Origin of the sequence: Streptomyces sp. NPDC059832 (assembly GCF_042731715.1) — a bacterium.
Classification (GTDB): Bacteria; Actinomycetota; Actinomycetes; order Streptomycetales; family Streptomycetaceae; genus Streptomyces.
The window spans coordinates 26,383-48,252 of record NZ_JBHWIY010000033.1 but is presented as its reverse complement, the minus strand read 5'-3'; the positions used below and the strand labels follow the sequence as shown (position 1 = coordinate 48,252).

Annotated in this window: 24 protein-coding genes and 1 riboswitch; of the genes, 12 read left to right on the top strand and 12 right to left on the bottom strand. The window is 68.4% G+C overall.

What is annotated here, in order from left to right:
- Positions 1-38: 38 nt before the first annotated feature.
- Together ACFV8T_RS36680 and ACFV8T_RS36675 are read left to right on the top strand one after the other, a co-directional pair.
- On the top strand, positions 39-1,097 hold the full coding sequence (locus ACFV8T_RS36680) for a metallophosphoesterase (RefSeq protein WP_385336016.1): 1,059 nt from the start codon (positions 39-41) through the stop codon (positions 1,095-1,097).
- Positions 1,098-1,279: 182 nt separating this feature from the next.
- Positions 1,280-2,101, top strand: a complete 822-nt coding sequence (locus ACFV8T_RS36675; RefSeq protein ID WP_385336014.1) for a hypothetical protein — start codon at positions 1,280-1,282, stop codon at positions 2,099-2,101.
- Positions 2,102-2,184: 83 nt separating this feature from the next.
- Here ACFV8T_RS36675 and thiC read toward each other — a convergent pair whose 3' ends face one another.
- On the bottom strand, positions 2,185-3,999 hold the full coding sequence (gene thiC / locus ACFV8T_RS36670) for a phosphomethylpyrimidine synthase ThiC (RefSeq protein WP_385336012.1): 1,815 nt from the start codon (positions 3,997-3,999) through the stop codon (positions 2,185-2,187).
- Positions 3,992-4,125: riboswitch (TPP riboswitch) on the bottom strand. Its footprint overlaps the gene before it by 8 nt.
- Before the next feature lie 70 nt (positions 4,126-4,195).
- On the opposite strand from thiC, the gene ACFV8T_RS36665 reads away from it, so the two are divergent.
- Positions 4,196-5,518, top strand: a complete 1,323-nt coding sequence (locus ACFV8T_RS36665; RefSeq protein ID WP_385336010.1) for a YibE/F family protein — start codon at positions 4,196-4,198, stop codon at positions 5,516-5,518.
- A gap of 80 nt (positions 5,519-5,598) precedes the next feature.
- On the opposite strand, the gene ACFV8T_RS36660 is transcribed toward ACFV8T_RS36665, so the two are convergent.
- From ACFV8T_RS36660 to ACFV8T_RS36645, 4 genes are all read right to left on the bottom strand, one after another.
- The gene (locus ACFV8T_RS36660; protein ID WP_072488197.1) at positions 5,599-6,036 is read right to left on the bottom strand and encodes an SsgA family sporulation/cell division regulator; all 438 of its coding nucleotides are present in this window, start codon (positions 6,034-6,036) and stop codon (positions 5,599-5,601) included.
- 101 nt (positions 6,037-6,137) lie between these two features.
- Positions 6,138-6,908 (bottom strand): IclR family transcriptional regulator, encoded by a 771-nt coding sequence (locus ACFV8T_RS36655; RefSeq protein ID WP_385336008.1) that lies wholly within the window; start codon positions 6,906-6,908, stop codon positions 6,138-6,140.
- 243 nt (positions 6,909-7,151) lie between these two features.
- Positions 7,152-7,364, bottom strand: coding sequence for a DUF5326 family protein (locus ACFV8T_RS36650; RefSeq protein ID WP_385336067.1), 213 nt, complete (start codon positions 7,362-7,364; stop codon positions 7,152-7,154).
- A 147-nt stretch (positions 7,365-7,511) separates the two neighbouring features.
- The gene (locus tag ACFV8T_RS36645; RefSeq protein WP_072488196.1) at positions 7,512-7,829 is read right to left on the bottom strand and encodes a cupin domain-containing protein; all 318 of its coding nucleotides are present in this window, start codon (positions 7,827-7,829) and stop codon (positions 7,512-7,514) included.
- Positions 7,830-7,897: 68 nt separating this feature from the next.
- Between ACFV8T_RS36645 and ACFV8T_RS36640 the strand changes: the two genes are divergently transcribed.
- The 4 genes from ACFV8T_RS36640 (at position 7,898) to ACFV8T_RS36625 (ending at position 11,099) form a co-directional block, all read left to right on the top strand.
- Positions 7,898-8,275: a phage holin family protein gene (locus ACFV8T_RS36640; RefSeq protein ID WP_385336006.1), complete on the top strand. Its 378-nt coding sequence runs from the start codon at positions 7,898-7,900 to the stop codon at positions 8,273-8,275.
- A 65-nt stretch (positions 8,276-8,340) separates the two neighbouring features.
- The gene (locus tag ACFV8T_RS36635; RefSeq protein WP_385336004.1) at positions 8,341-9,471 is read left to right on the top strand and encodes a cystathionine gamma-lyase; all 1,131 of its coding nucleotides are present in this window, start codon (positions 8,341-8,343) and stop codon (positions 9,469-9,471) included.
- Between the two features lie 188 nt (positions 9,472-9,659).
- A complete protein-coding gene (locus ACFV8T_RS36630; protein WP_385336002.1) occupies positions 9,660-10,556 on the top strand; it encodes a LysR family transcriptional regulator in 897 nt (298 codons plus the stop codon).
- 63 nt (positions 10,557-10,619) lie between these two features.
- Positions 10,620-11,099: an NUDIX domain-containing protein gene (locus tag ACFV8T_RS36625; protein ID WP_385336000.1), complete on the top strand. Its 480-nt coding sequence runs from the start codon at positions 10,620-10,622 to the stop codon at positions 11,097-11,099.
- A gap of 36 nt (positions 11,100-11,135) precedes the next feature.
- On the opposite strand, the gene ACFV8T_RS36620 is transcribed toward ACFV8T_RS36625, so the two are convergent.
- Positions 11,136-12,317: a globin domain-containing protein gene (locus ACFV8T_RS36620; protein WP_385335997.1), complete on the bottom strand. Its 1,182-nt coding sequence runs from the start codon at positions 12,315-12,317 to the stop codon at positions 11,136-11,138.
- A 323-nt stretch (positions 12,318-12,640) separates the two neighbouring features.
- Here ACFV8T_RS36620 and ACFV8T_RS36615 point away from each other — a divergent pair, with 323 nt between their 5' ends.
- Together ACFV8T_RS36615 and ACFV8T_RS36610 are read left to right on the top strand one after the other, a co-directional pair.
- Positions 12,641-13,180 carry a DUF2269 domain-containing protein gene (locus ACFV8T_RS36615; protein ID WP_385335995.1) on the top strand — a complete coding sequence of 180 codons (540 nt, stop codon included), beginning with the start codon at positions 12,641-12,643 and terminating at the stop codon, positions 13,178-13,180.
- 5 nt (positions 13,181-13,185) lie between these two features.
- Entirely contained in the window at positions 13,186-14,055 is an 870-nt protein-coding gene (locus tag ACFV8T_RS36610) for a GNAT family N-acetyltransferase (protein WP_385335993.1), read from the top strand.
- Between the two features lie 70 nt (positions 14,056-14,125).
- Here ACFV8T_RS36610 and ACFV8T_RS36605 read toward each other — a convergent pair whose 3' ends face one another.
- Positions 14,126-14,560 carry a heme-binding protein gene (locus ACFV8T_RS36605; RefSeq protein ID WP_385335991.1) on the bottom strand — a complete coding sequence of 145 codons (435 nt, stop codon included), beginning with the start codon at positions 14,558-14,560 and terminating at the stop codon, positions 14,126-14,128.
- Positions 14,561-14,694: 134 nt separating this feature from the next.
- Positions 14,695-15,906, bottom strand: coding sequence for an MFS transporter (locus ACFV8T_RS36600; protein ID WP_385335989.1), 1,212 nt, complete (start codon positions 15,904-15,906; stop codon positions 14,695-14,697).
- 141 nt (positions 15,907-16,047) lie between these two features.
- On the opposite strand from ACFV8T_RS36600, the gene ACFV8T_RS36595 reads away from it, so the two are divergent.
- Both ACFV8T_RS36595 and ACFV8T_RS36590 read left to right on the top strand, forming a co-directional pair.
- Positions 16,048-16,515, top strand: a complete 468-nt coding sequence (locus ACFV8T_RS36595; RefSeq protein WP_385335987.1) for a MarR family winged helix-turn-helix transcriptional regulator — start codon at positions 16,048-16,050, stop codon at positions 16,513-16,515.
- Between the two features lie 79 nt (positions 16,516-16,594).
- Entirely contained in the window at positions 16,595-17,047 is a 453-nt protein-coding gene (locus ACFV8T_RS36590) for a GNAT family N-acetyltransferase (RefSeq protein WP_266416773.1), read from the top strand.
- Between the two features lie 350 nt (positions 17,048-17,397).
- Here ACFV8T_RS36590 and ACFV8T_RS36585 read toward each other — a convergent pair whose 3' ends face one another.
- The 4 genes from ACFV8T_RS36585 to ACFV8T_RS36570 form a co-directional block, all read right to left on the bottom strand.
- Positions 17,398-18,780 (bottom strand): serine hydrolase domain-containing protein, encoded by a 1,383-nt coding sequence (locus ACFV8T_RS36585; RefSeq protein ID WP_385335985.1) that lies wholly within the window; start codon positions 18,778-18,780, stop codon positions 17,398-17,400.
- A gap of 451 nt (positions 18,781-19,231) precedes the next feature.
- Positions 19,232-19,627, bottom strand: coding sequence for a hypothetical protein (locus ACFV8T_RS36580; protein WP_329453537.1), 396 nt, complete (start codon positions 19,625-19,627; stop codon positions 19,232-19,234).
- Between the two features lie 40 nt (positions 19,628-19,667).
- Entirely contained in the window at positions 19,668-19,970 is a 303-nt protein-coding gene (locus tag ACFV8T_RS36575) for a hypothetical protein (RefSeq protein ID WP_385336065.1), read from the bottom strand.
- A gap of 57 nt (positions 19,971-20,027) precedes the next feature.
- Complete coding sequence (locus tag ACFV8T_RS36570) at positions 20,028-20,363, bottom strand: hypothetical protein (protein ID WP_383969126.1); 336 nt, start codon at positions 20,361-20,363, stop codon at positions 20,028-20,030.
- Between the two features lie 199 nt (positions 20,364-20,562).
- Here ACFV8T_RS36570 and ACFV8T_RS36565 point away from each other — a divergent pair, with 199 nt between their 5' ends.
- On the top strand, positions 20,563-21,804 hold the full coding sequence (locus ACFV8T_RS36565; RefSeq protein WP_385335982.1) for a hypothetical protein: 1,242 nt from the start codon (positions 20,563-20,565) through the stop codon (positions 21,802-21,804).
- Positions 21,805-21,870: the final 66 nt, after the last annotated feature.

Below are 21,870 nucleotides of genomic sequence, written 5' to 3'. Positions count from 1 at the left end.
GTCAGGTGTACGGCGGCGCGACGGTGGTGGAGGGGTCGATGACACAGGGGGCCGGTCAGGAACCCGTGGTGCGGACTGCGACGTTGCGCGACTTCCGCGTACCGCCCTATGCCCAGAACCCGGTGCCGCCATCGGCACCGCACCCGGGCAACGCCGTCCCCGGTGCCGAGCCGCCGGAGGGGTACACCCCCACCGCGCGCGATCTTCCCGTGATCAACCGCGGTGACACCCTGCAGGTCGCGGCCGTCCCCGACCCCCGGCCCGTCCCGGACCAGGGCCTCGGACCGCTGTACGTCGTCGGCGACGTCCACGGCTATCTGGACGAGCTCCACGCCGCCCTCACCGAACAGGGCCTCATCGACGCCGACGGCAAATGGTCGGCGGGCAATGCCCGGCTCTGGTTCCTCGGCGACTTCACCGACCGGGGCCCCGACGGCATCGGGGTCATCGACCTCGTGATGCGCCTGTCCGCCGAGGCCGCCGCCGCCGGCGGCTACTGCAAGGCCCTGATGGGCAATCACGAACTGCTGCTCCTCGGCGCGAAGCGGTTCAGCGACACCCCGGTCAACTCCGGGGCGGGCACCGCCACTTTCCAGGCGGCCTGGCTGCTCAACGGCGGCCAGAAGAACGACATGGAGCGGCTCCAGGACGTCCACCTCCAGTGGATGTCCCGGCTCGACGCGATCGTCGAGGAGGACGGGCATCTGCTGATGCACTCCGACACGACGGCCTACCTCGAATACGGCACCACCATCGAGGACGTCAACGACACCGTGCACGCCATCCTCACGCGTAACGACGCCGATGAGTGCTGGGACCTCTTCCGGAAACTCACCAAGCGGTTCGCCTTCCGTGACGAGTCGGGTCCGCAGGCGGTCCGGGAGCTGATGTCGGCCTACGGCGGACAGCGCATCGTCCATGGTCACAGCCCCATTCCTTACCTCCTCGGAGAGGTCGGTTCGGAGGACGGCGAGGATGGCTCCGGCCCCGTGGTCGAAGGTCCGCACGTGTACGCGGACGGGCTCGCCATCGCCATGGACGGCGGAGTGACCATGGCCGGAAAGCTGCTGGTCGTCCAACTGCCCCTGCATGACTGACGTTCTTCTGGGCAGACGCATCCAGGAACCGACCACGCCGTCCACTGGGCCTATTTCCGGAAACCCCCTGTCACCCCGTGCCGTGGGCGCTCTACCATCGGCGTATCAGTAGCAGGCTCTCCTCCGTTTCCGCCCAACTGCCCGTTCCGAGCAGGCATTCAGGCCCTACGGAGCATCGGGGGATGCACATGAACAGCGCTCCGCACCTGCTGGCCGAGGACCGCCCCGAGTACGAGCGGATCCTCGACGACGCACTGCGCCATGCCCATGAACGGCCGGATCTGGCCGCGGTCGGCGAGCGGCTCAACGCCGTACAGCTGCGCACCATGGCGCTGGACGCCACGGAGCTGATCACCTCGACGGCCGCCACCGAGTACAAGCACTACGTGCAGGCCCGCGAGGAACTGCGCGGCCCCGCCGAAGAGGCGGACCAGGACACGGGCCCCGGGTCCGGCACCGCCCGTCCGCATCAGTCGGGCGCCGGCATAGGAGCCGTCATCACGGTCCTGGCACCCGTGCTCGCCGGAACCGCCGCGTTCATATTCCTGCTGGCGGGCTACCTGCTGAAGCTGCTCGACCCGCCGCCGTCCTTCGCCTCCGCCATGGTCTCCGTGGGCTGGTTCTTCGCGGCGGTCACGGCCGCCGCCATCCTGGTCGCCGCCGCCGGGCTGCTCATCACCGCACTGCGCAACGGGTCGACGTCGCAGCCCGTCGAGGACCCCGAGGACGAATTGCCGGAGGACGTGGCACGGGCCAGGGAGGCGTGGCGCCACGCCCTGCTGGAGCGCGGCATACTGCCGTTCCTGCGGGATGCGCTCGCCGATCCCGAAGCCGCTCCCGCCTCCCGCACACCGCTCCGCTCGGCGAACCGCATCCCGAAGATCGGCTACAGCCGGCCGGACTTCTCCAGCCCGGACGACGGCCCGGCGGGCCCCCGCCCGACCTTCACCTCACCCGACTTCACCAGCCCCGACTTCGGCGGCCCCGAGCACGAACTGGACTGACCGGGCCCGCACACCGGCCGGACGGCAGGAGCGGTCGCCCCGGAGACAGGAGTCCCCGGGGCGATTCCTCCTCCCGGATACGGTCAGTCCGTGATCGGCAGATAGACCCGGTTGCCGGCCGCCGCGAACTCCTTGGACTTCTCCGCCATACCCGCCTCGATCTCCGTCTGCGAACCGCCGTGCTCGCGCCGGATGTCCTGGGAGATCTTCATCGAACAGAACTTCGGACCACACATCGAGCAGAAGTGCGCCGTCTTCGCCGGCTCGGCGGGCAGCGTCTCGTCGTGGAACTCCCGTGCGGTGTCCGGATCGAGAGCCAGATTGAACTGGTCCTCCCAGCGGAACTCGAAACGGGCGTCGGAGAGCGCGTCGTCCCAGTCCTGCGCCCCCGGGTGCCCCTTGGCGAGGTCCGCCGCATGCGCCGCGATCTTGTACGTGATGACGCCGGTCTTCACATCGTCCCGGTTGGGCAGGCCGAGGTGCTCCTTCGGCGTGACGTAGCAGAGCATCGCCGTCCCCCACCACGCGATCATCGCCGCGCCGATGCCCGAGGTGATGTGGTCGTACGCCGGTGCGACATCGGTGGTCAGCGGGCCGAGCGTGTAGAACGGCGCCTCCTCGCAGATCTCCTGCTGAAGGTCGATGTTCTCCTTGATCTTGTGCATCGGGACATGGCCCGGCCCCTCGATCATGGTCTGGACGCCGAACCGCTTGGCGACCGTGTTCAGCTCGCCGAGCGTGCGCAGTTCGGCGAACTGGGCCTCGTCATTGGCATCGGCGATCGAGCCGGGACGCAGCCCGTCGCCCAGCGAGTACGTCACGTCGTAGGTCGCGAGGATCTCGCAGAGCTCCTCGAAGTGCTCGTACAGGAACGACTCCTTGTGGTGCGCGAGGCACCACGCCGCCATGATCGAGCCGCCGCGGGAGACGATGCCGGTCTTGCGGCGGGCGGTCAGCGGTACGTACGGCAGGCGCACGCCGGCGTGGACCGTCATGTAGTCGACGCCCTGCTCGGCCTGTTCGATGACGGTGTCCTTGTAGATCTCCCACGTCAGTTCCTCCGCCCGGCCGTCGACCTTTTCGAGGGCCTGGTAGAGCGGAACCGTGCCGATCGGCACGGGGGAATTGCGCAGAACCCACTCACGGGTGGTGTGAATGTTGCGGCCGGTGGACAGATCCATGACGGTGTCGGCGCCCCAGCGCGTCGCCCACGTCATCTTCTCCACCTCCTCCTCGATGGAGGACGTCACCGCGGAGTTGCCGATGTTGGCATTTACCTTCACCAGGAACCGCTTGCCGATGATCATCGGCTCGATCTCGGGGTGGTTGACGTTGGCCGGCAGCACGGCCCGGCCGGCCGCGATCTCCTCGCGCACCACCTCTGGCTCGACGTTCTCCCGGATGGCCACGTACTCCATCTCCGGGGTGATCTCGCCCCGGCGGGCGTACGCGAGCTGGGTCACCGGCTGCCCGTCCCGGCTGCGGCGCGGCAGGCGCGGGCGGCCGGGGAAGACCGCGTCGAGGTTGCGCAGTCCTTCCCCGAGTTCTCGGCTTCCGTCGAGCAGGGGAGACCCCATTCGCGGCGAGGTGTGCTTGAGCCCGTCGTCCTCGGGACGGGCGGGGCGGCCCGGATACTCCTCGGTGTCGCCGCGGGCGACGATCCAGTTCTCCCGCAGCGGTGCGAGCCCGCGGCGGACATCGGTCTCGACGGTGGGATCGGTGTACGGCCCCGACGTGTCGTACAGCGTCACGTCCTTGCCGTTGGTGAGGTGCACCTGACGGACCGGCACCCGGAGGTCCGGGCGCGAGCCCTGGACGTACCCCTTGTGCCAGCCGATGGACTTCCCGGCCTCGTCGCTCTGGTTCGAGGCAGGCGTGCGTGCGTCCGCTGTGGTCATGAGACCTACTCCCTACGCCGGCATTACCCGGTAACAGGTTCGGCGGTCGGCGCAGCCTGTCCCGTACGGACGTACGGATATCAGCGCCCTCTCAGCCCGGTGCTCCGAGCTCCCGCGTGTGCAAAGGTCCCTCCACGCTAGCGCCCCGTCCGGCGTAATGAACAGAGGGCCCGTCCCTTCTTGCGATGATCGGCCGGTGACGTCCCCCCATATCGACCACGAACCGCAGGGCCATCAGCACGGCCACTCGCACAGCCACGGCCCTGCCGCGCCCGTCTCCAAACATCTGCGCAAAGTCATCGCGGCCGTACTGATCCCGTTCGCCACCGTCGTCGTCGTCGGTCTGGTGGCGCTCTGGCCGGGTGGTGCGCCGCCGCACGAGCGGACCGGCGTCGGATTCGACCGGCAGACCCAGCAGGGAAAGGTGGTGAATGTCGACATGGTGGACTGCAAGGCCGTGAACGTGGTCCAGACGCCTGTCGGCGGGGACACCACACCGCCCTCGGGAAGCGGAAAGGCACTGTGCAAGAAGTCCACGATCGAGGTGACTACCGGTCACGACAAGGGCCGGACCTTCACCGAGGTCGTCCCGCCCGACGCGCCGCGTCAGTTGCGCAAGGGTCAGGGCGTGGTCGTGGCGTACGCCCCCGACGCACCCCATGATCTGCAGTATTCGGTGACGGACGTGAACCGGAAGTTCCCGATGGCCCTGCTGGCCGGGATCTTCGCCCTGGTCGTGGTCGCGGTGGGCCGCATGCGCGGGGTGATGGCGCTGGTCGCGCTCGCCGTGTCCTTCGCCGTGCTGACCCTGTTCATCCTCCCGGCCATTCTTCAGGGCTCGAATCCGCTGCTCGTCGCGGTGGTCGGGGCCAGTGCGATCATGCTGATCGCCCTCTACATGTGCCACGGCCTGACCGCCCGCACCTCGGTCGCGGTGATCGGCACGCTGATCTCGCTGCTGCTGATCGGGCTGCTCGGCTCGCTCTTCATCGGCTGGGCGAGCCTGACCGGCAACACCGACGACAACACCGGCCTCATCCATGGCCTGTACCCGCACATCGACATGAGCGGTCTGCTGCTGGCCGGTGTCATCATCGGTTCGCTCGGCGTCCTCGACGATGTGACCGTGACCCAGACATCGGCGGTCTGGGAACTGCACCAGGCGAACCCGACGTTGGGTGTGCGGGGCCTCTACCGGGCAGGCATCAGGATCGGACGCGACCACATCGCCTCGGTCGTCAATACGCTGGTGCTCGCCTACGCGGGCGCCGCAATGCCGTTGCTGCTGCTGTTCTCCATCGCGCAGAGCAGCGTGGGGACGGTGGCCAACAGCGAGCTGGTGGCGGAGGAGATCGTACGAACGCTGGTCGGCTCGATCGGACTGGTCGCCTCGGTGCCGGTGACGACGGTGCTCGCTGCGCTGGTCGTCTCCGCGGACCGCACAGGGCTCGGCGCGGAAGCCGGAGCTTCGGCACCCGTACGGGCCGGGAAAGGCCGTCGTCGTAGGACGAAGCCTTGAACGTCCCCGCCAGGTGAACAATTCACCCATTCGGCAGGTGCCGTGTTCGACCGGCGAGCCGGTCGGCGGCGCCGTTCTTGTCAGCCGGCGTTCTGTTCCTCGGCAAGGATCCGGCCCAGGGCGTCCTCCAGGTTGCCCTCGAAGTCACCCAGCGTGCACTCCTGCCCGAGCGGCACAAGCTTGTCGGTCCGGTCGAGAAACGCCACAAGTGGTGCCGTACCGGCCCTGAAGAGGGCCCGGTCCTCGCCGACCTGGAGCCGGATATGTACGTCGGAAAGCCCCTCGGGCTCGGTGGGTCCGATGTGCACATCACCGTCACCACTGGGGCTGTTGAGGCCGTCGAGCAGCAGCTCACGGCCGAATGCCCAGGTGACGGGGGCGTCACCGGGCAGATGGAAGGTCATCCGGATCGCATACGGATCGCAGACCTCGTACCGGAGCTCCACCGGGATCCGGAAAGAGAGTTCCTCGGAAACGAGGAAGCTCATCATGACCTCAGCTTGAACCGACTCGCGCATCGTTCAACCCCGCAGTAGATGAATCTGGCCAGGAATGATCCCCCGTGGCCCTATTGACGCCATCGTGGTGCACGCGATAGCAGATCACAAGGAGTGATTTTTCAGATACTGATAGAGAACACGAGCGAACGCAAGAGGTTGGCCACTTCGCCACGTAGTTGTTCGACTGCGGGGAGCAACCGACTTTCCTGCTCCAGGGGTACGGAAATCGCCATCGCGGCGGCGGTGAATCCGGCTGTGATCGGGATGGCCGCGCAGACCGTGCCCAGGGCGTACTCCTGGCGCTCGATGACGGGTTCCATCCGTTTCATCGAGCGCAGTCGTTCCAGGAGCGCCGCACGGTCCTTCACCGAGTAGCGGGTAAGCGGACGCACAGGGTGACGGTCCAGGTGGTCCTCGCGGGCCTTCTCGTCGAGTTGGCTCAGCAGGCACTGGCCGATCGCGTGGGCATGTCCGGTCTCCCGGAAGGACGCCCACTCGTCGACGGCGGGGTTGGCGGGGGTGTCGGCGACCGCGATGAGTTCGATCTCGCCCTCGCGGTAGACGGCGCAGTACACCGGTGCGCCGATGATGTCGCGCCAGCGGCCGAGCGACTCCGCCATTCTGCCGCGGCGACTCTGCAGCGTCCCCTCGCCGACCAGGCGTTCAGCCGCGGTCCCGATGAGGAAGACGCCGTTCTCCCGACGCAGATAGCCCTCATGCGTCAGGGTGCGCAGCAGATGGTAGGCCGTGGGAAGAGGAAGGCCCGCCTCCCTGGCCAGTTGCTTCGCGGGCGCCCCGTCGCGATGGGCGACCACGGCTTCCAGCAGCCTCAGCGCTCGCTGCACCGAACCGATCAGCGTCGGGGCAGCAGTGCTCGATGCCGTGGTCAACAGTCACCCCCAGGCATGGTGACGGGTGGTCAGCCCGCCTGTGGGGGCCGCCCCCACGGGCTGCCGCATGGCTGGGGTCCGGAGACCGAACGCCGTACAAACCACTGGTCAGCGTGGTGACGGACTGTTAATTCCCAGGTGGTGGCAGCGAACTGCCACTGTATCGGCCGGGTCCGCGAGGGGTGCCGTTTCGCCTTCCGCTTAGCTCAGCTGGGCTAATGCCCCGGCCGGTCTCCGATCGTCCTACCAGTCGCTGCGCGAAGAGGACGACGACATGAACTTGCGTATGACGAAGACGAGCCCGCCGACCAGGATCACGAAGATCAGGACCTTGAAGAGCAGTCCGATCACGAACCCGATCACGCTGGCGATCAGACCTCCGAACACGACGATCGCGATGACCGGCACCGCGATCCACTTCACCCACCAGGGCATCCCAGCGAATATCTCCCGCACGGCCATCGTCGCTACCTCTTCTCCTTGAGTTCCTGCTTCGATGCTAGAGCTGCGGAGGGGGCCGACGGGGGCCGCGCAGCCCTTGAAGTCCCCTGATCGACCCCTGAGGGATCCCTGAGAGCGGCCCCCGCCCTCCGGCGGTTCGGCTCAGCTCTCCGGCGGGGAGAAGACCACCATCACCCGCAGGTCCTCGGTGATGTGGTGGAACTTGTGGGCGACACCGGCCGGTACGTACACCACGCTTCCTCTGCCCACCTGCGTGGTTTCCATGCCTACCGTGATCGAGGCGCGGCCGCTGACGACGAGGTAGACCTCGTCCTGGTTGTGCGGCTGCTGCGGGTCGAGTTCACCGGCGTCCAGCGCGTACAGGCCGACGGACATGTTCCGTTCCTTCACGAACTGCAGATACGCGCCGTCGTTGGCGGCCCGTTCCGCCTCCAGCTCGTCCAGTCTGAATGCCTTCATGGCCTGTCCGCCCCTTGCCTCTGTACTGCCGGTGTCCGCCACCGATCACGTCTGCCACGATCAGACACATGAAGAATTTCGTAGTCAAGACGATCGCCAACGCAGGTGCGCTGGCCGTGGCCATCTGGCTGATCCAGGACATCACGCTGACCGGTGGCAGCACCGGACGCAAGGCGCTCACGCTGGTCGTGGTCGCCCTGCTCTTCGGCCTGGTGAACTCCGTGGTCAAGCCGATCGTGAAGCTGCTGACCCTGCCGATCTTCATCCTCACGCTCGGGCTGATCACGCTGGTGGTCAACGCGCTCATGCTGCTGCTGACCTCCTGGCTGGCCGGGCTGTTCGACCTGAGCTTCCATGTCGAGGGCTTCTGGACCGCCGTGCTCGGCGGCCTGATCATCTCGATCGTGTCGTGGGCCCTGAACGTGGTCCTGCCCGACGAGGACTGACCCGGCACCTACTGGAACAGTGCGGGCAGGACCGGTGGCACACCGGAGAGAAGTGAGGAAGCGGTATGAGCACCATGGGTGACGGAACCCGGGCGGTACGGGCCGGGCTGCCCGAACCGGAGCAGTTCGAGCCCACCCTGCCCGGTCCGGTCTTCGCCGCGCACTTCCACCTCTCCGGCGAACCGACCGGTCCGTACACCTACGGCCGGGACACCAATCCGACCTGGACCCTTCTGGAACGCGCCATCGGTGAACTGGAGGCACCGGGGGAGCCCGTCGAGACCACGGTCTTCGCCTCCGGGATGGCGGCGATCTCGGCCGTGCTGCTGTCCCAGGCACGTGCTGGCGACGTGGTCGTGCTGCCCGACGACGGCTATCAGGCCCTGCCGCTGGTGCGTGCGCAGCTGGAGGCGTACGGCGTCGAGGTGCGGACCGCGCCGACCGGTGGCGATGCCCAGCTCGCGGTCCTCGAAGGCGCGAAGCTGCTGTGGATCGAGACCCCGTCCAATCCGGGGCTCGACGTCTGCGACGTGCGCCGGCTCGTCGAGGCGGCGCACTCGGCCGGCACTCTGGTGGCCGTCGACAACACCCTCGCCACACCACTCGGACAGCGCCCACTGGAGCTGGGGGCCGACTGCTCGGTGGCCAGTGACACCAAGGGCCTGACCGGACACGGGGACATCCTGCTCGGCCATGTGACCTGCCGTGATCCGGAGCTGGCAGCGGGAGTACGGCGCTGGCGCAAGGTGGTCGGCGCCATCCCGGGCCCCATGGAGGCCTGGCTCGCGCACCGGTCGCTGGCCACGCTGGAGCTGCGGATCGACCGGCAGTGCGCCACCGCCCTGACGCTGGCGGAGGCACTCGGCAAGCGGCCGGAGGTGACCGGGCTGCGGTATCCCGGGCTGCCCACCGACCCCTCGTATCCGAAGGCCGTGCGGCAGATGCGGCGCTTCGGCTCCGTGGTGTCGTTCGTCCTGCCCGACCGCGAACGTGCCGAGCGCTTCCTGACCGGGCTGCGGTTGGTCGACGACGCGACGAGCTTCGGTGGTGTGCGCTCCACCGCCGAGCGCCGGGCGCGCTGGGGCGGTGACGCGGTACCCGAGGGCTTCATCCGCCTCTCGGTCGGTGCGGAAAGTCCGGCGGACCTGGTGGCGGATGTGGAACGGGCGCTGGACGCGGCGCTGGGCGAGCACTGAACGACCCGGTACGGGCGGTCCGAGCCTCCCCCCTCGTGGCTCGGACCGCCCCGGTTCCTCCTGCGAAGAACCGCCTGAACCAGGCTAGTTGACTCTCCGTCAGTGTCCAATCACGGTAGCGACAGCGACCTATCGACATATTTATAGTTGTACGGGTCCGAAGCGTCGCGAGGGTGGGAGGACAGGACATGGACCTGGCCCTGCTGCGCACGTTCGTCACGGTGCACCGGGCCGGCTCCTTCACCCGGGCCGCTGCCCTGCTCGGCCTCTCCCAGCCCGCGGTCACCTCGCAGATCCGGACCCTGGAGCGGCAGCTGGGCCGCCCCCTCTTCCTGCGCAGGGCCCGCGGCGTGACCCCGACGACCATCGGCGACGAACTCGCGCACCGGGCGGCGCCGCATCTGGACGCGCTGATCGAGATCACCGAGACGGAGCTCGACGAGGAGTCGGGCGTACGGACCCTGCATCTGGCCGGACCTCCCGAGTTCACCTCGATGCGCGCCCTGCCCGCGCTCACCCCGCTCGTCGGCCAGGGCCTGGCTCTGCGCAGTTCGTTCTTCGCCGGTGCCGAGGAGACGCTGGACGGGCTGGCCGCCGGTCACCATGATCTGGCCATCGCGACGACCCGCCCGCGCGGTGGGCTGCTCACCGCGACTCCGCTCTGCGACGAGGAACACATCCTGGTCGCCGCGCCACGCTGGGCCGGGCGCCTCGGGCCCGGGACCCTGCGGCACAAGGGGCCCGTGGTACTGGACCAGCTGCCGATCGTGGAGGTCCACGAGAGCCTGCCGCTCGTCTCCCGCTACTGGGCCGCCGTCTTCGAGAGCCGGCCCGCCGTCGCGGGGACCGTCGTCGTGCCGGACCTCCGGGCGGTCCTGGAGTGCACCGCGGCGGGCGGCGGGCTCGCCGTGCTGCCGCGCTATCTGTGCGAGAGGGCGCTGGAGCGGGGTGAGGTCGTGGCCCTCCTGGATCCTCCCGTGCCTCCCCTGCGCACCTACTTCCTGGCCGTGCGGACCGGCACGCTCGCGCTGCCCCACATCGCGCGGGCGCACGAGTGGCTGCTGCGCGCCGCCGCCGACTGGTGAGCGCAGGACGGCCCGGCACCTGTCCGGTGTTTCAGAACCGGTCCCGCGGGCCACGCTCTTGCCATGACCGAACGTCCTGTGGTCAAGCGCACCGCACGTGCCATCCTGCTCGACGGCGACGACCTGATCCTCATCAAGCGCACCAAGCCCGGGGTGGATCCCTACTGGCTCACGCCCGGTGGCGGGGTCGAGCCCGAGGACACGACCGTGGTCGACGCCCTGCACCGCGAGGTGGACGAGGAGCTCGGCGCCAAGATCACCGATGTGGTCCCCTGCTTCGTCGACACCGTGGAGCACATCGAGGGCGGCGGGGTGAAGGGCGTGAAGGTGCAGCACTTCTTCGTCTGCCGGCTGGACTCGATGGACCCGTCCCGGCGGCACGGCCCCGAGATCGACGATCCCTGCGGGGAGTACGACATCGTGCGGGTGCCGTTCAGCCGGATGGGCATCGCCGCCGTCCACCTCGTGCCGCTGTCGCTGCGGCACTACCTGGACGGCAACATCGAGGGCGTACGCGCGATGCACGCGCCCGACCTGGGCTGACCGCCGCCGCTCCGGGGCCGATGACAGCCGCCGCGGTCAGGCGGGGCCGGTCGCGGCCAGGTCCTCCACGAAGTCGTGCCGGATGCGCTCGGCCGGCATGCCGATGCCTCTGAGCGTGTCGACGCCGCTGCGGATCATGCCGGGCGGGCCCGAGAGATAGGCGTCGTACTCGTGCCACGGGCCGCACTCCCGCACCGCTTCGGGCAGCAGTCCTCTCATCAGGCCCCCTCCCGTTCGCGGTCCGGTGGAGACCACCGGCCGCACCGCGAGCCAGGGATAGGTGCTCTGGAGCCGCATCATCGTGTCGATGTCGTACAGGTCGTGATCGCTGCGTGCCCCGTAGAAGACCTCCACGGGACGCCGGTCGCCATGCTCCGCGACATCCTCGACGAGCGCCTTGATGGGTGCGATGCCCGTGCCTCCGCCCAGACAGAGCAGACCGTTGTGGGTGGAGTGGTCGACCGTCATCGATCCCGTGGGCGGGCCGAGTCGCAGGATGTCCCCGGGCCGGGCCCGGTGCACCAGGGCGTTGGAGACCCAGCCGGCCGGGACCGCCTTGATGTGGAAGGTGAGCAGACCGTCGGGGCGGGGTGCCGAGGCGAAGGAATAGTGCCGCCAGTTCCGGGGCCACCACGGGGTCTCCACGGCCGTGTACTGGCCTGCGAGGAAGGGGTAGGCCTGGTCGGGGCGGAGCCTGAGCACCGCTATGTCACGGGTCCTGAGGTCGTGGGACACCACTTCCGCGTGCCACCAGGCAGGGGCCTGCTGCTCGTCCTCGGCGGCGGCGTCGATCATGATCTGCGATATCGCGGTGTAGGCGCGCACCCATGCCGCTTCGGTCTTCCCGTCCCACGTAGTGGTCGCGTAGCGGCTCAGGGCGCCCATGAGCGCCTCCCCCACTGCGGGATAGTGCATGGGCGACGTGCCGTACTTGCGGTGCCCCCGGCCCAGTTCGCCGAGGTACTCGGCCAGCGCACGTGGATCGTCCAGCCGGTCGGCCGCGGTGAGGATCGCGCGGAGAAGACGGTCGCGCTGGACGTCCATCGCGACCGGGAACAGGTCACGCAGCTCCGGGTGCCGCACGAAGAGCAGCGCGTAGAAGTACGAGGTCGCCTGATCCGCGACGGGAGATATCTCGGTCAGGGTGCGATGGATCAGGGCCGCGTCGGGAGATCTGTCCGTTCCGTCTTCGGTCCACCCGGTGGCCGGAGCATCCATGCTGTGCCTCGCCTCGTACGTCTCGTGATCGCCTTACGCACCAGCGCGGCCCGCAGCCCCTTGCCCGCGGACGCACTCGGGTCCTGCTGACGATCGCCGGTCGGCCACTGCCCTTGGTCCCTCGGCCCAGGATGCCTTGCGACGGACACGGGCGGGCCGTGAACCCATGACAGCCACCCATGAACGCGTCAGCACCCGACGAGGCGGCAACTCACCTGCCGGAGACGGCAGCAAAGAAGTGCCTGCTGTACGCCGAGGCTAGTACGCGCGATTACTCCCGCGGTCAGACGCCCGATCGCTCCGCTCCCGGCACCGTGTTTCACGTGAAACCACTCAAACGCTCCGCCCGCCGCAGCCTCCTGGTGGCGCATGTCGCGGTATCCGTGGGCTGGCTGGGACTGACCGTCGGACTGCTGGCGCTCGGCATCACGGCCTTCTCCACCGCGGACCCCGCCACCGCACAGGCCGCCACCCGCGCCATGAAGATCTTCGGGGACTGGCTGGTCGTACCGGTCGCCCTCTTCTCGCTGTTCAGCGGTCTCGTCCTGGCACTCGGCACGCCATGGGGGCTGGCCAGGCACCGGTGGGTCTGGACGAAGTTCTGGCTCACCCTGATCACCGTGGCACTGTCCGTCTTCTCCCTGCGGCCCGGCATCGACGAGGCCGCGGCACGTGGCTCCGTCGATATCGACCTGGTGGTCGCTCCGGCAGTGGCAACGGCGACGTACCTCTTCATCACCGCGATATCGGTGCTGAAGCCCTGGGGGCCCACCCGGCGCGGCCGCCGGCTGCGCCGCTCGGCCGGAGCCGGTAAAGGAGCCGGTAAAGGAGTGGACGAGCGAACACCTCGTCGGACAGCCTGACCCCCATGCCGAGCTCACTGCCCCGTCCGATCGCCGAACTGCCTGTCCGGCGCCTCACCCCGGATGACCTGGTCGCCTGCGCCGATCTCTGCGAAGACCGTGGCTGGCCACGCGATGAACACAGGTGGGGCCTGCTTCTCACCGCCGGGACCGGCTACGGCGTGGACGACCCCGGGGGCAAGGGGCTGATGGCCAGTTGCGTGGTGACCTCCTACGGGCCACGGCTGGCCGCCATAGGCATGCTGCTCGTCGCGGAGCGATACGCGCGGCAGGGCATCGCGCGGCATCTGATGAACCATGTGATCGCCGAGTCCGGAGGCACACCGCTCAGCCTCTACGCGACAGCCGCGGGGCAACCGCTCTACGAGCAGATCGGCTTCTCGGTCGTGGGCCGCTCCCAGCGGGTCACCGGCTCCTTCCGGCCGGCCGGCGACAGGTCCTCCGCCGTGACCGTCCGCCCGGCCACGGCGGAGGACCTGCGCGCCATGGTCCGGCTGGACTCGGACGTCTTCGGTACCGACCGGACCCATGTCCTCGCCCGGCTGCCCGCGTACGCCGACCACATCCGGGTCGCCCAGGACGAGGGACGTCTGATCGGTTACGCGGCGGCTTGGCCGAGCGAACGGACACATGTGGTCGGTCCGCTGATCGCGCGCGACACCGCCACGGCTCAGGCGCTCGTCGCCTCTCTCGCGGAGGCGACGGATCTGCCTCTGCGCGTGGACGTCGACGCGCGCCATACCGAGCTGCTCGACTGGTTCGAGGAGTGCGGTCTGCGGCCCGGCTCCTCGACCACGGTGATGGCGCTCGGGGCCCCGGACCTGCCGGGCGACTGGACCCGTCGCTACGCCCCGCTGACCGTGGCGACGGGCTGACCGCCGGCACCCGCGCGGCCGGATGCCGTCATCGGCGGCCATGGGCCCGGCGAGTGCGTCAGACGATGTGTCAGGCGATGCGTCGGGCGAGATCCCTCACGGCGGCCGTCGCGAAGCCGTGGTCCTGGTCGGGAGCACCTCCGCCGACGCCGATGGCACCGATGAGCCGGCCGCCGCGGTGCACCGGAACGCCGCCGGCGATGAAGAGCAGCGGCCGGTCGAGGGCGGTGGGCAGTGTGTGGAAGGGCCCGCCGGGCTGGACCGCGTCGACGAGGTCGGCCGTGGGGGCGTTGAGCTGGAGGGCCGTGTACGCCTTGCGGGTGCTGGTCTCGCCGGCGATGAGGACGGCCCGGTCGTCCCGCCGGAAGGCCAGCAGGTGGCCACCCGCGTCGAGGACGGTGACGGCGACCGCGACGCCGGCGGCCTCGGCGGCGGTCCGGGCCGCGTCGATCAGTGCTTCGGCGTCCGGGGTCGTCAGCGGGGCGACGGCGACGGTGGTGCTCATGGGGTGACTCCTTGGTACGAGGTGGTGCGATGTGGTACGAGGTGGTGCGAGGTGGTACGAGGTGGTGCGAGGTGGTGCGAGGTGGTGCGAAATGATGCGGCGCGGTGTGGCGCTGTGCTCTGCGGGAGGGGGCATCAGCTCCGGGACGCGGGGGCCAGGGCCGGCTCAGGGCTGTGCCGGGCGACCAGTCGGCTGGGCGTGACCGTGCGGCGTTCCAGCACACCGGAGACGACCGCGAGGGCCAGGGCGGAGGCCGCCAGAGCCGCGCCGACCCAGTTGGGAGCGGTGTAGCCGAGGCCTGCCGCGATGGCGATGCCACCGAGCCACGCCGAGAGCGCGTTGCCGAGGTTGAAGGCACCGATGTTGGCCGCGGAGGCGAGGGTCGGAGCATCGGCCGCCTGGTCGAGCACCCGCTTCTGCAGCGGCGGTACGGTCGCGAAGCCCAGGCCGCCGATCAGCACGATGGTGACGGCCGAGGCGATCTTGTTGTGAGCGGTCAGGGTGAACAGGGCAAGCACCACGGAGAGCGCGCCCAGCGACACGTACAGCAGGGGCATCAGACGACGGTCGGCGAACTTGCCGCCGATCAGATTGCCGCCCACCATGCCCAGTCCGAGCAGGACCAGCAGCCAGGTGACGGACGACGTGGAGTATCCGGCGATCTCGGTCATCATCGGGGTGATGTAGGTGATCGCGGCGAAGACCCCGCCGAAGCCCAGCACGGTCATCGCCATGGCGAGCAGGACCTGCACATTGCGGAACGCGGCCAGTTCGTCGCGGAGCCGTACGCCTTCGTTCCGCGGCTGTTCGGGGACGAGCCTGGCGACGCCGAGAAGACCGATGACGCCGATCGCGGCGACGGCGAAGAACGTGGTCCGCCAGCCGACGCTCTGTCCGATGTAGGTGCCCAGCGGTACACCGACGACATTGGCCACGGTGAGGCCGGTGAACATCATGGCGATCGCGCCGGCCTTCTTCCGGGGAGCGACCAGATCGGCCGCGACGACCGTTCCGATGCCGAAGAAGGCGCCGTGGGCGAGTGAGGCGATCACCCGGCCGACGACCATCACAGCGAGGACCGGGGCGACCGCGGAGACGACATTGCCCACCACGAACAGCCCCATGAGCAGCATCAGCATGCGTTTGCGGGTGACCCGGGTGCCGAGGGCCGTCATCACCGGGGCACCGAGGACGACGCCGAGGGCGTATCCCGTGACGAGGAATCCCGCGGTCGGGATCGAGACCTGGAAGTCCGCAGCAACCTCGGGGAGCAACCCCATGATCACGAACTCGGTGGTCCCGATACCGAAAGCCCCGATGGCGAGGGCTAGGAGCGCGAGCGGCATGGGTTTCACCTTCCCTGAAGATTGCGTCTGCGCCTTACGAGCGTCCACAATAATTGCAGACGACGATTAATTGCAAGCGCGGGCTATTGCGGTAGTCGCCTATCCTGGTGGCAAGCGGCTCCGACACGGAGGAGAGACCCCATGACAGCGACAGACCCCGCACTGACCGCCCTCTCCCAGGGCTGGTGCGCTCTCTCCTTGCTCCACGGAAAGATCGAGGCCCGTATCGAGCGGGCACTGCAGTCCGGGCACGGACTCAGCGTGCGGGAGTTCTCCCTGCTCGGCGTCCTGAGCAGGCAGCACAACGGCCCCGGCGGGCATCTCCAGATGAAGCAGGTCGCGGACGCCGTCGTACTCAGCCAGAGCGCCACCACCCGCCTGGTCACCCGCCTGGAGGACCGCGGACTGCTGACGCGGTATCTCTGCGACACCGATCGCCGCGGCATCTACACCGATGTCACCGAGGCCGGCCTCACCCTGCTCGCCGAGGCCCGGCCGACCAATGACAGCGCGCTCCGTGCCGCGTTGGACGAAGCCGCGAAGAGCCCCGAACTGGCTCCGCTGGTCAGGGCGGTCGAGGAGCTGAAGGCCCCCGTGCAGACCGCGTGAGTCACCGCGTGGTCGCGAGGGGCCCACGAGGCCCGATGAAATCCCGCACCGCCCGAATGATCTGCGTACCCTGCCGATCATGAGCGATCTCGAAATACGTCCGGCCGCCCTCGACGACATCCCCGCGATCGTGGCCATGCTCGCCGACGATCCGCTGGGTGCACAGCGTGAGTCGCCGGATGACCTCACCCCGTACCACGCCGCGTTCCGGCGGTTGGTGGACGATCCGAACCAGCATCTGGTTGTCGCGGTGCGCGAGGGCCGCGTCGTCGGAACCCTTCAGCTGACCGTGATTCCCGGGCTTTCCCGGCGCGGCTCGACCCGCTCGGTCATCGAGGGCGTACGCATCCACGCCGACGAGCGCGGCAGCGGCCTCGGCACCCTGCTGATCGAGTGGGCCGTGGACGAATCCCGGCGCCAGGACTGCCAGTTGGTCCAGCTGACGTCCGATGCGACCCGGACCGATGCCCATCGTTTCTACGAGCGGCTCGGATTCACCGCCAGCCATGTGGGCTTCAAGCTCGCGCTCTGACCCCCGTCCGGAATCCGGGAGGTCGTCCGGGCACCGCGTCAGCGACGGACAGCGCAGGACCAGGCTCGGTCGGCGCCGCCTCCCGGCCCCGTCCGTACGAGCCGCATCCCCGGTGCCCGTGGCCGACGCGATCATCGTGCGGCTGGGCCCAGCGAGCCGATGGTGAGCCGGTCCGGCGACTGCTGTCCGATGTCGGCCGGGATGCCTCCGCCGCGACCGGAACGGCAGCATCCCGGCTTTCGCGATGGGCGGGGCAGGCACGGGTCACGCCGCGCCTCCGCACCCCGCCGGAAAGGGAGTTGACGTCCTGAACCGGCCCGCCCCCTCCCGTTTCACGTGAAACGTGATGCTCAGGTCCCCAGGCCCCGCCATCCGCCCTCGTCCACACCGCCGGGAACGGCCGCTGCCGGGTCGTACGGCTCCCGAGTGAAGACGAACGAACCCAGATCGAGATGGTTCACGCTGCCGTCACTGTTCCGGACCACACGCAGCGTCTCCCCCGAGTAGTAGCCGTCAAGGCCGATCCAGGTGCCATCGGACTGTGCGGTGAACCGGGCACCGCGGCCGGCGCCCTGCAGGGGCCCGAGCTCCAGCCCACCGTCCGGGGCCATCCGCAGGACGTTCGGGCGCGTGCCCCAGTACCAGGGACCGGTCAGCGCGAGAAGCTCGGCATCCACCTCCGGCAGCGGGCGCCAGGGCTCCGGAATACGGGGCTCGGCCTCGGCCACGATGTCCACGAGGTCGGCGGCAACACCACCGATCAGCGGTCCCGACGTCGCGTTGGTGAGCGCGACCGCCACCACGTCGTCCTCGATGCTGATCCACAGGGCGGCCAGGAAGCCGGGCAGCGAGCCCGTATGTCCGAAGAGCGTGCGGCTGCCGCTGCGCACCACCTGGAGGCCCAGACCGTAGTTGGACTGCCAGTCGCCGGACTCGGTCGGCGCGGACGGCTCACGCATCTGCTCCACGGAGGCGGCACAGAGCACCCGGTCGTCCCCCTCGGCCAGGAGGGTCGCGAAGCGCAGGAGGTCATCGGTGGTGGACCAGAGCTGACCGGCCGGAGCCATCAGCCCGAGATCCTCGGCCGGTTCGGGCAGCATGACATCGGCCCAGGGATGCACGGCCCAGCCGCCTGCGTGCGGCGACTGCGGGTGGGGGCCGGTGCGGTGCATGCCGAGCGGTTCCAGGATCTCGCGTCGCAGCACCTCCGCCCAGCTCGCCCCGCGCACCTGCTCGACCAGCGCGCCCAGCAGCGTGTACCCGGGGTTCGAGTAGTGGTGACGGTGACCCGGACGGTGCATCCGCGTCTGCTCGCCGAGTACGTCGGCCAACTCGGGCCGCAGCGTGCCCGGGGTCCGCTCCCACCAGGGCTCGGGTGACTCGGCACCAAGTCCCGCACTGTGTCCCAGCAGTTGGTGGATGGTCACGCCACCGACGCCGGTGCCGGGCAGATGCTTCTCCAGCGGATCGTCCAGGTCCAGAAGGCCCTCGTCGCGCAGACGCAGGACCAGCACCGCGGTGAAGGTCTTGGTGAGGGACCCGATCCTGAACTGCGTGTCCGCGTCCGGGGCATGCCCGTCCACGCAACTGCGGGAGCCGTTCCAGACGGTCTGTCCCTGCCTCTGTACCGCGGCGACGAGCGAGGGCGCGCGGCCCTCCGACTGCGCGGTGGCGATGCGGTGCAGCAGAGCACGCTGCGTCCCGGGGAGCAACTGTTCGGGTGAGAAGGTCATGCTCAAACAACTACCCGCAGAACGAGGCAGTGGCGAGTCCATTTCACCGCACCCGGACCGTGCCCGGCGATGGCGGAGCGCATTCCGTCGGCGAGCCCGCGTACCCCCACTCGCTCATCGGAGCTGTACCGGCCGCAGGCTGAACGAGATCGAGGAACGTGTCATGGTCACCAACTCCCCTACGTCAACTGCGCTTGAGGCGCCGAGTGCCTGCCCGCAACCTGCCGGTCTCAGGATCGTGTCCTGCAGGACTCCAGCTGAACGTCGCGCGTGAGGTCAGGACAGAAAATCTGAGCCCCTGCAACAGGTGTAGGTTCTCAGCTTTGATGTCATACGCCGATGCTGTGACCTGCACCTTTTCACTCAGTCTCATGACGTGTCAGACAGCGGCCGTCTCAGATCGATGTCATTTCCTCAGGTCGTCTGACTGACCGGACAGCAATCCATGTCGTTACAGATCTGCGGCGCCGGCCATCCGTTCCACCCACTCGCGCACTGTCAGTGCTCGCCCGATGCGGCTGACGATGTTCTTCTTGGAGGCTGTGTCCAAGGTTTCCGGGATCTTGTCGAAGGTGCCGGGGAGGATGTCGAGCAGGCCCCAGATCTGTTCGCCGGTGCTGACGGTCAACAGTTGCTGGCACCGCCACTGCACCGGTACGTCGATCCGGTGCGTGAGCCTCTGCACGAGTGTCGGGAACAGGTAGTGCGTCGCTTCTGTGGCGAGGTGCTCTCGTAGCCAGTCGACCGGGAGCCGCTGGCTGAAGCCGTGCACGGCGGCCTCCTGGGCCAGGTCCAGGAGCTGAGCGGTGTCGACGGCTCGGACGGTGCGGGGAAGGGTCGGGGTCATGTCGCGATGATGCCAAGAAGCCTGTGCGGGCGCCGAGAGGTCAGCTGGGCCGGGATGCGAGCTGGCGACGGGCAGGACCCCAGACTTCCTCGAACTCCTCGGAGGTGAGTTGTTCGGGGTCTTGACCTTCCCAATCCGAGACGGGCAGCTCGGCGGTGATCCCGAATCTGCTGTCGTAATCACCGAGGCGGCCTGCGTCGCGGGCCCGCTGCCACTCAGCGAGGGAAGCAGCCGCGATCGGGATCAGCTCAGGCCCTTCGAGTTCGACCTGTCGGATCACCCAGCCTTCAGCGTCGACCTCGAAGTAGAACCAGATTTCTTCCTCGTCCCAGTAGCAGCGCATCCATGTGGTCACCAGACCATGATGCCGGGCCAGATGCGCCCCCTACTCCGCTCTACCTCATGGCTGGGCGATGAATCCTGTGGATCGGTCGAGCTGGAAAGGAGAACCGACCCGGGTTGGATCCCAGCCTTGATCCCGTGCCTCTCGAATGCTGGCAGCAACGTGAGCCGGACGAATGGGCTCCGTCTCGACGCCCACCCAGTTGCTGGGATGCACCTGGCCGCTGGTGACGATCAAGGTCGTGCCCGGCTGGCTGCCGCTGGCCGCTTCAACCGCATAGGTCAGTGGTGTCCAGCAGAGTCCCTGCATGTAGGAGGGCTTCCTGCGGATCCGCCAGCGGTACTCGATCCCGTCAACGGTTATGCGCCGGGAACCCTTCTTGTTCAGCGCCATCTTCGCCTCATCCGCCGTTGGACTCTGCTGTGTCGCCGCGGTCGCGAAAAGCAGGTTGCACGCGAACGTACCGAACGTTATCGCCGACAAGCGTCTTCGGGACTACAGATGGGTTGATCAGCCCATAATTGGAGTCAGTGCCGAGCGACCCGGCGCATCGCACCCGCCCCGGGTGCGCTCACCGCGATCGGAGAGCATCGTGAAGAACAGCCCGTTGTGGCGAGTGGTTGACAACGAGAGTGGTACCCAGTCCATCGTCAGCACGCCCTCCGAGGCGGTCGCGTTCGTCAACAGCCGGTTCGACACCGATGACGACGACGAGCCGTTCAGCATCACCGAGGTCGGCCCTCTCCTTCCGAAGCCGCTCGGGATCATCACCGCATGGGCCGCCAAGAAGGACGGCGAGCGAACCGACGGGCGTACTGCGCCGATCACCATCAGGCCGGTTGTGACGGATAACGCCATCGAGTGCGACGACGTCGTGCTCTGGGGCGACGTGTATGTGTCATGGGACCACGACATGTACACCGTCGAAGGGCCGGACGGCTCCGAGTACAGCGAGGCTTACAGCGCAGCCGAGTTGAGCGAAATCCTCGACGAGTACGCCGGCGACTACGAGTACGCGCCTGAAGGGCCTGACAGCCACAGGTGCCCGAAACCGGGAGAGTTGATCCCCTACGGGGCCCAGGAGTGTGCCAAGCGGTTCGGGCACCTTGACGACGACGCCCTGCTGTGGCTGGCTGCCACCCGCATCACGCTCGCCGTGTGGCGCAACACACCCGTCGAGAACTGGCATGCCGGTAAGAGTCCGCTCCACGACGGCACGATGATGCGGATCAACGTGGCAACCACCCGACTCGTGCGCTCGATGCTGTCGTTCGACCATGTCGACTGGATCGCTGTCGGTCTCGCGATCGTCAACCCGTCTCGGGTTCTACCGACAGGGCAGTCCGTGCTCGAGCTCGGGCTGGCCTGCCACAACGCTGACGACCCGGCGCACGAGGATGATCCACGAGAAGAACTCGCGGAGATGGCACAGGCCGCGATCTCATGGGGGCGAAGGTACTGCCTTCGCGAGAAGGAGTTCGGCCTGCGAACCCTGATCGAATCCTTCTGTGCGTCCGACAACGGCTGGTTCGGAGCACCCAGTTGGGGGCGCATCGTCGATCGGTTCCTTACGGCTGTCAACGACCGGGAGAATGCGCACTGGCGCATGCACCGGGACAAGCCTTGGTTCGACGAATGGTTCACCAACCGCCCGGCCGACATTGCGGACACCACGGAATTTCGTCGGCTGCTCCTTGCCGGGCCCGACCTGCTGTCCGAGGAGGCCGCCGAATGGTGCGTGGATGGTGCCATCCGCTACGTCTGCCAGGACGACCACGTGAACGACTGCTGGCGGTGCGGTATCCCACTGGCAACGGAGTCCCCCAACGAGTGAACGTGGGCACCAGCATAGAAAAGCATCAATCCACTGACCGCGCTCTCTCCCGCCTACTCGGCGGCC

Excerpts from the sequence above, each read along its gene's own strand:
- ACFV8T_RS36680 (WP_385336016.1), top strand. The coding sequence starts at position 39 with ATGACACAGGGGGCCGGTCAGGAACCCGTGGTGCGGACTGCGACGTTG.
- ACFV8T_RS36675 (WP_385336014.1), top strand. The coding sequence starts at position 1,280 with ATGCACATGAACAGCGCTCCGCACCTGCTGGCCGAGGACCGCCCCGAG.
- thiC (WP_385336012.1), bottom strand. The coding sequence starts at position 3,999 with ATGACCACAGCGGACGCACGCACGCCTGCCTCGAACCAGAGCGACGAG.
- ACFV8T_RS36660 (WP_072488197.1), bottom strand. The coding sequence starts at position 6,036 with ATGCGCGAGTCGGTTCAAGCTGAGGTCATGATGAGCTTCCTCGTTTCC.
- ACFV8T_RS36645 (WP_072488196.1), bottom strand. The coding sequence starts at position 7,829 with ATGAAGGCATTCAGACTGGACGAGCTGGAGGCGGAACGGGCCGCCAAC.
- ACFV8T_RS36640 (WP_385336006.1), top strand. The coding sequence starts at position 7,898 with ATGAAGAATTTCGTAGTCAAGACGATCGCCAACGCAGGTGCGCTGGCC.
- ACFV8T_RS36635 (WP_385336004.1), top strand. The coding sequence starts at position 8,341 with ATGAGCACCATGGGTGACGGAACCCGGGCGGTACGGGCCGGGCTGCCC.
- ACFV8T_RS36630 (WP_385336002.1), top strand. The coding sequence starts at position 9,660 with ATGGACCTGGCCCTGCTGCGCACGTTCGTCACGGTGCACCGGGCCGGC.
- ACFV8T_RS36625 (WP_385336000.1), top strand. The coding sequence starts at position 10,620 with ATGACCGAACGTCCTGTGGTCAAGCGCACCGCACGTGCCATCCTGCTC.
- ACFV8T_RS36620 (WP_385335997.1), bottom strand. The coding sequence starts at position 12,317 with ATGGATGCTCCGGCCACCGGGTGGACCGAAGACGGAACGGACAGATCT.
- ACFV8T_RS36610 (WP_385335993.1), top strand. The coding sequence starts at position 13,186 with ATGCCGAGCTCACTGCCCCGTCCGATCGCCGAACTGCCTGTCCGGCGC.
- ACFV8T_RS36605 (WP_385335991.1), bottom strand. The coding sequence starts at position 14,560 with ATGAGCACCACCGTCGCCGTCGCCCCGCTGACGACCCCGGACGCCGAA.
- ACFV8T_RS36600 (WP_385335989.1), bottom strand. The coding sequence starts at position 15,906 with ATGCCGCTCGCGCTCCTAGCCCTCGCCATCGGGGCTTTCGGTATCGGG.
- ACFV8T_RS36595 (WP_385335987.1), top strand. The coding sequence starts at position 16,048 with ATGACAGCGACAGACCCCGCACTGACCGCCCTCTCCCAGGGCTGGTGC.
- ACFV8T_RS36590 (WP_266416773.1), top strand. The coding sequence starts at position 16,595 with ATGAGCGATCTCGAAATACGTCCGGCCGCCCTCGACGACATCCCCGCG.
- ACFV8T_RS36585 (WP_385335985.1), bottom strand. The coding sequence starts at position 18,780 with ATGACCTTCTCACCCGAACAGTTGCTCCCCGGGACGCAGCGTGCTCTG.
- ACFV8T_RS36580 (WP_329453537.1), bottom strand. The coding sequence starts at position 19,627 with ATGACCCCGACCCTTCCCCGCACCGTCCGAGCCGTCGACACCGCTCAG.
- ACFV8T_RS36575 (WP_385336065.1), bottom strand. The coding sequence starts at position 19,970 with ATGCGCTGCTACTGGGACGAGGAAGAAATCTGGTTCTACTTCGAGGTC.
- ACFV8T_RS36570 (WP_383969126.1), bottom strand. The coding sequence starts at position 20,363 with ATGGCGCTGAACAAGAAGGGTTCCCGGCGCATAACCGTTGACGGGATC.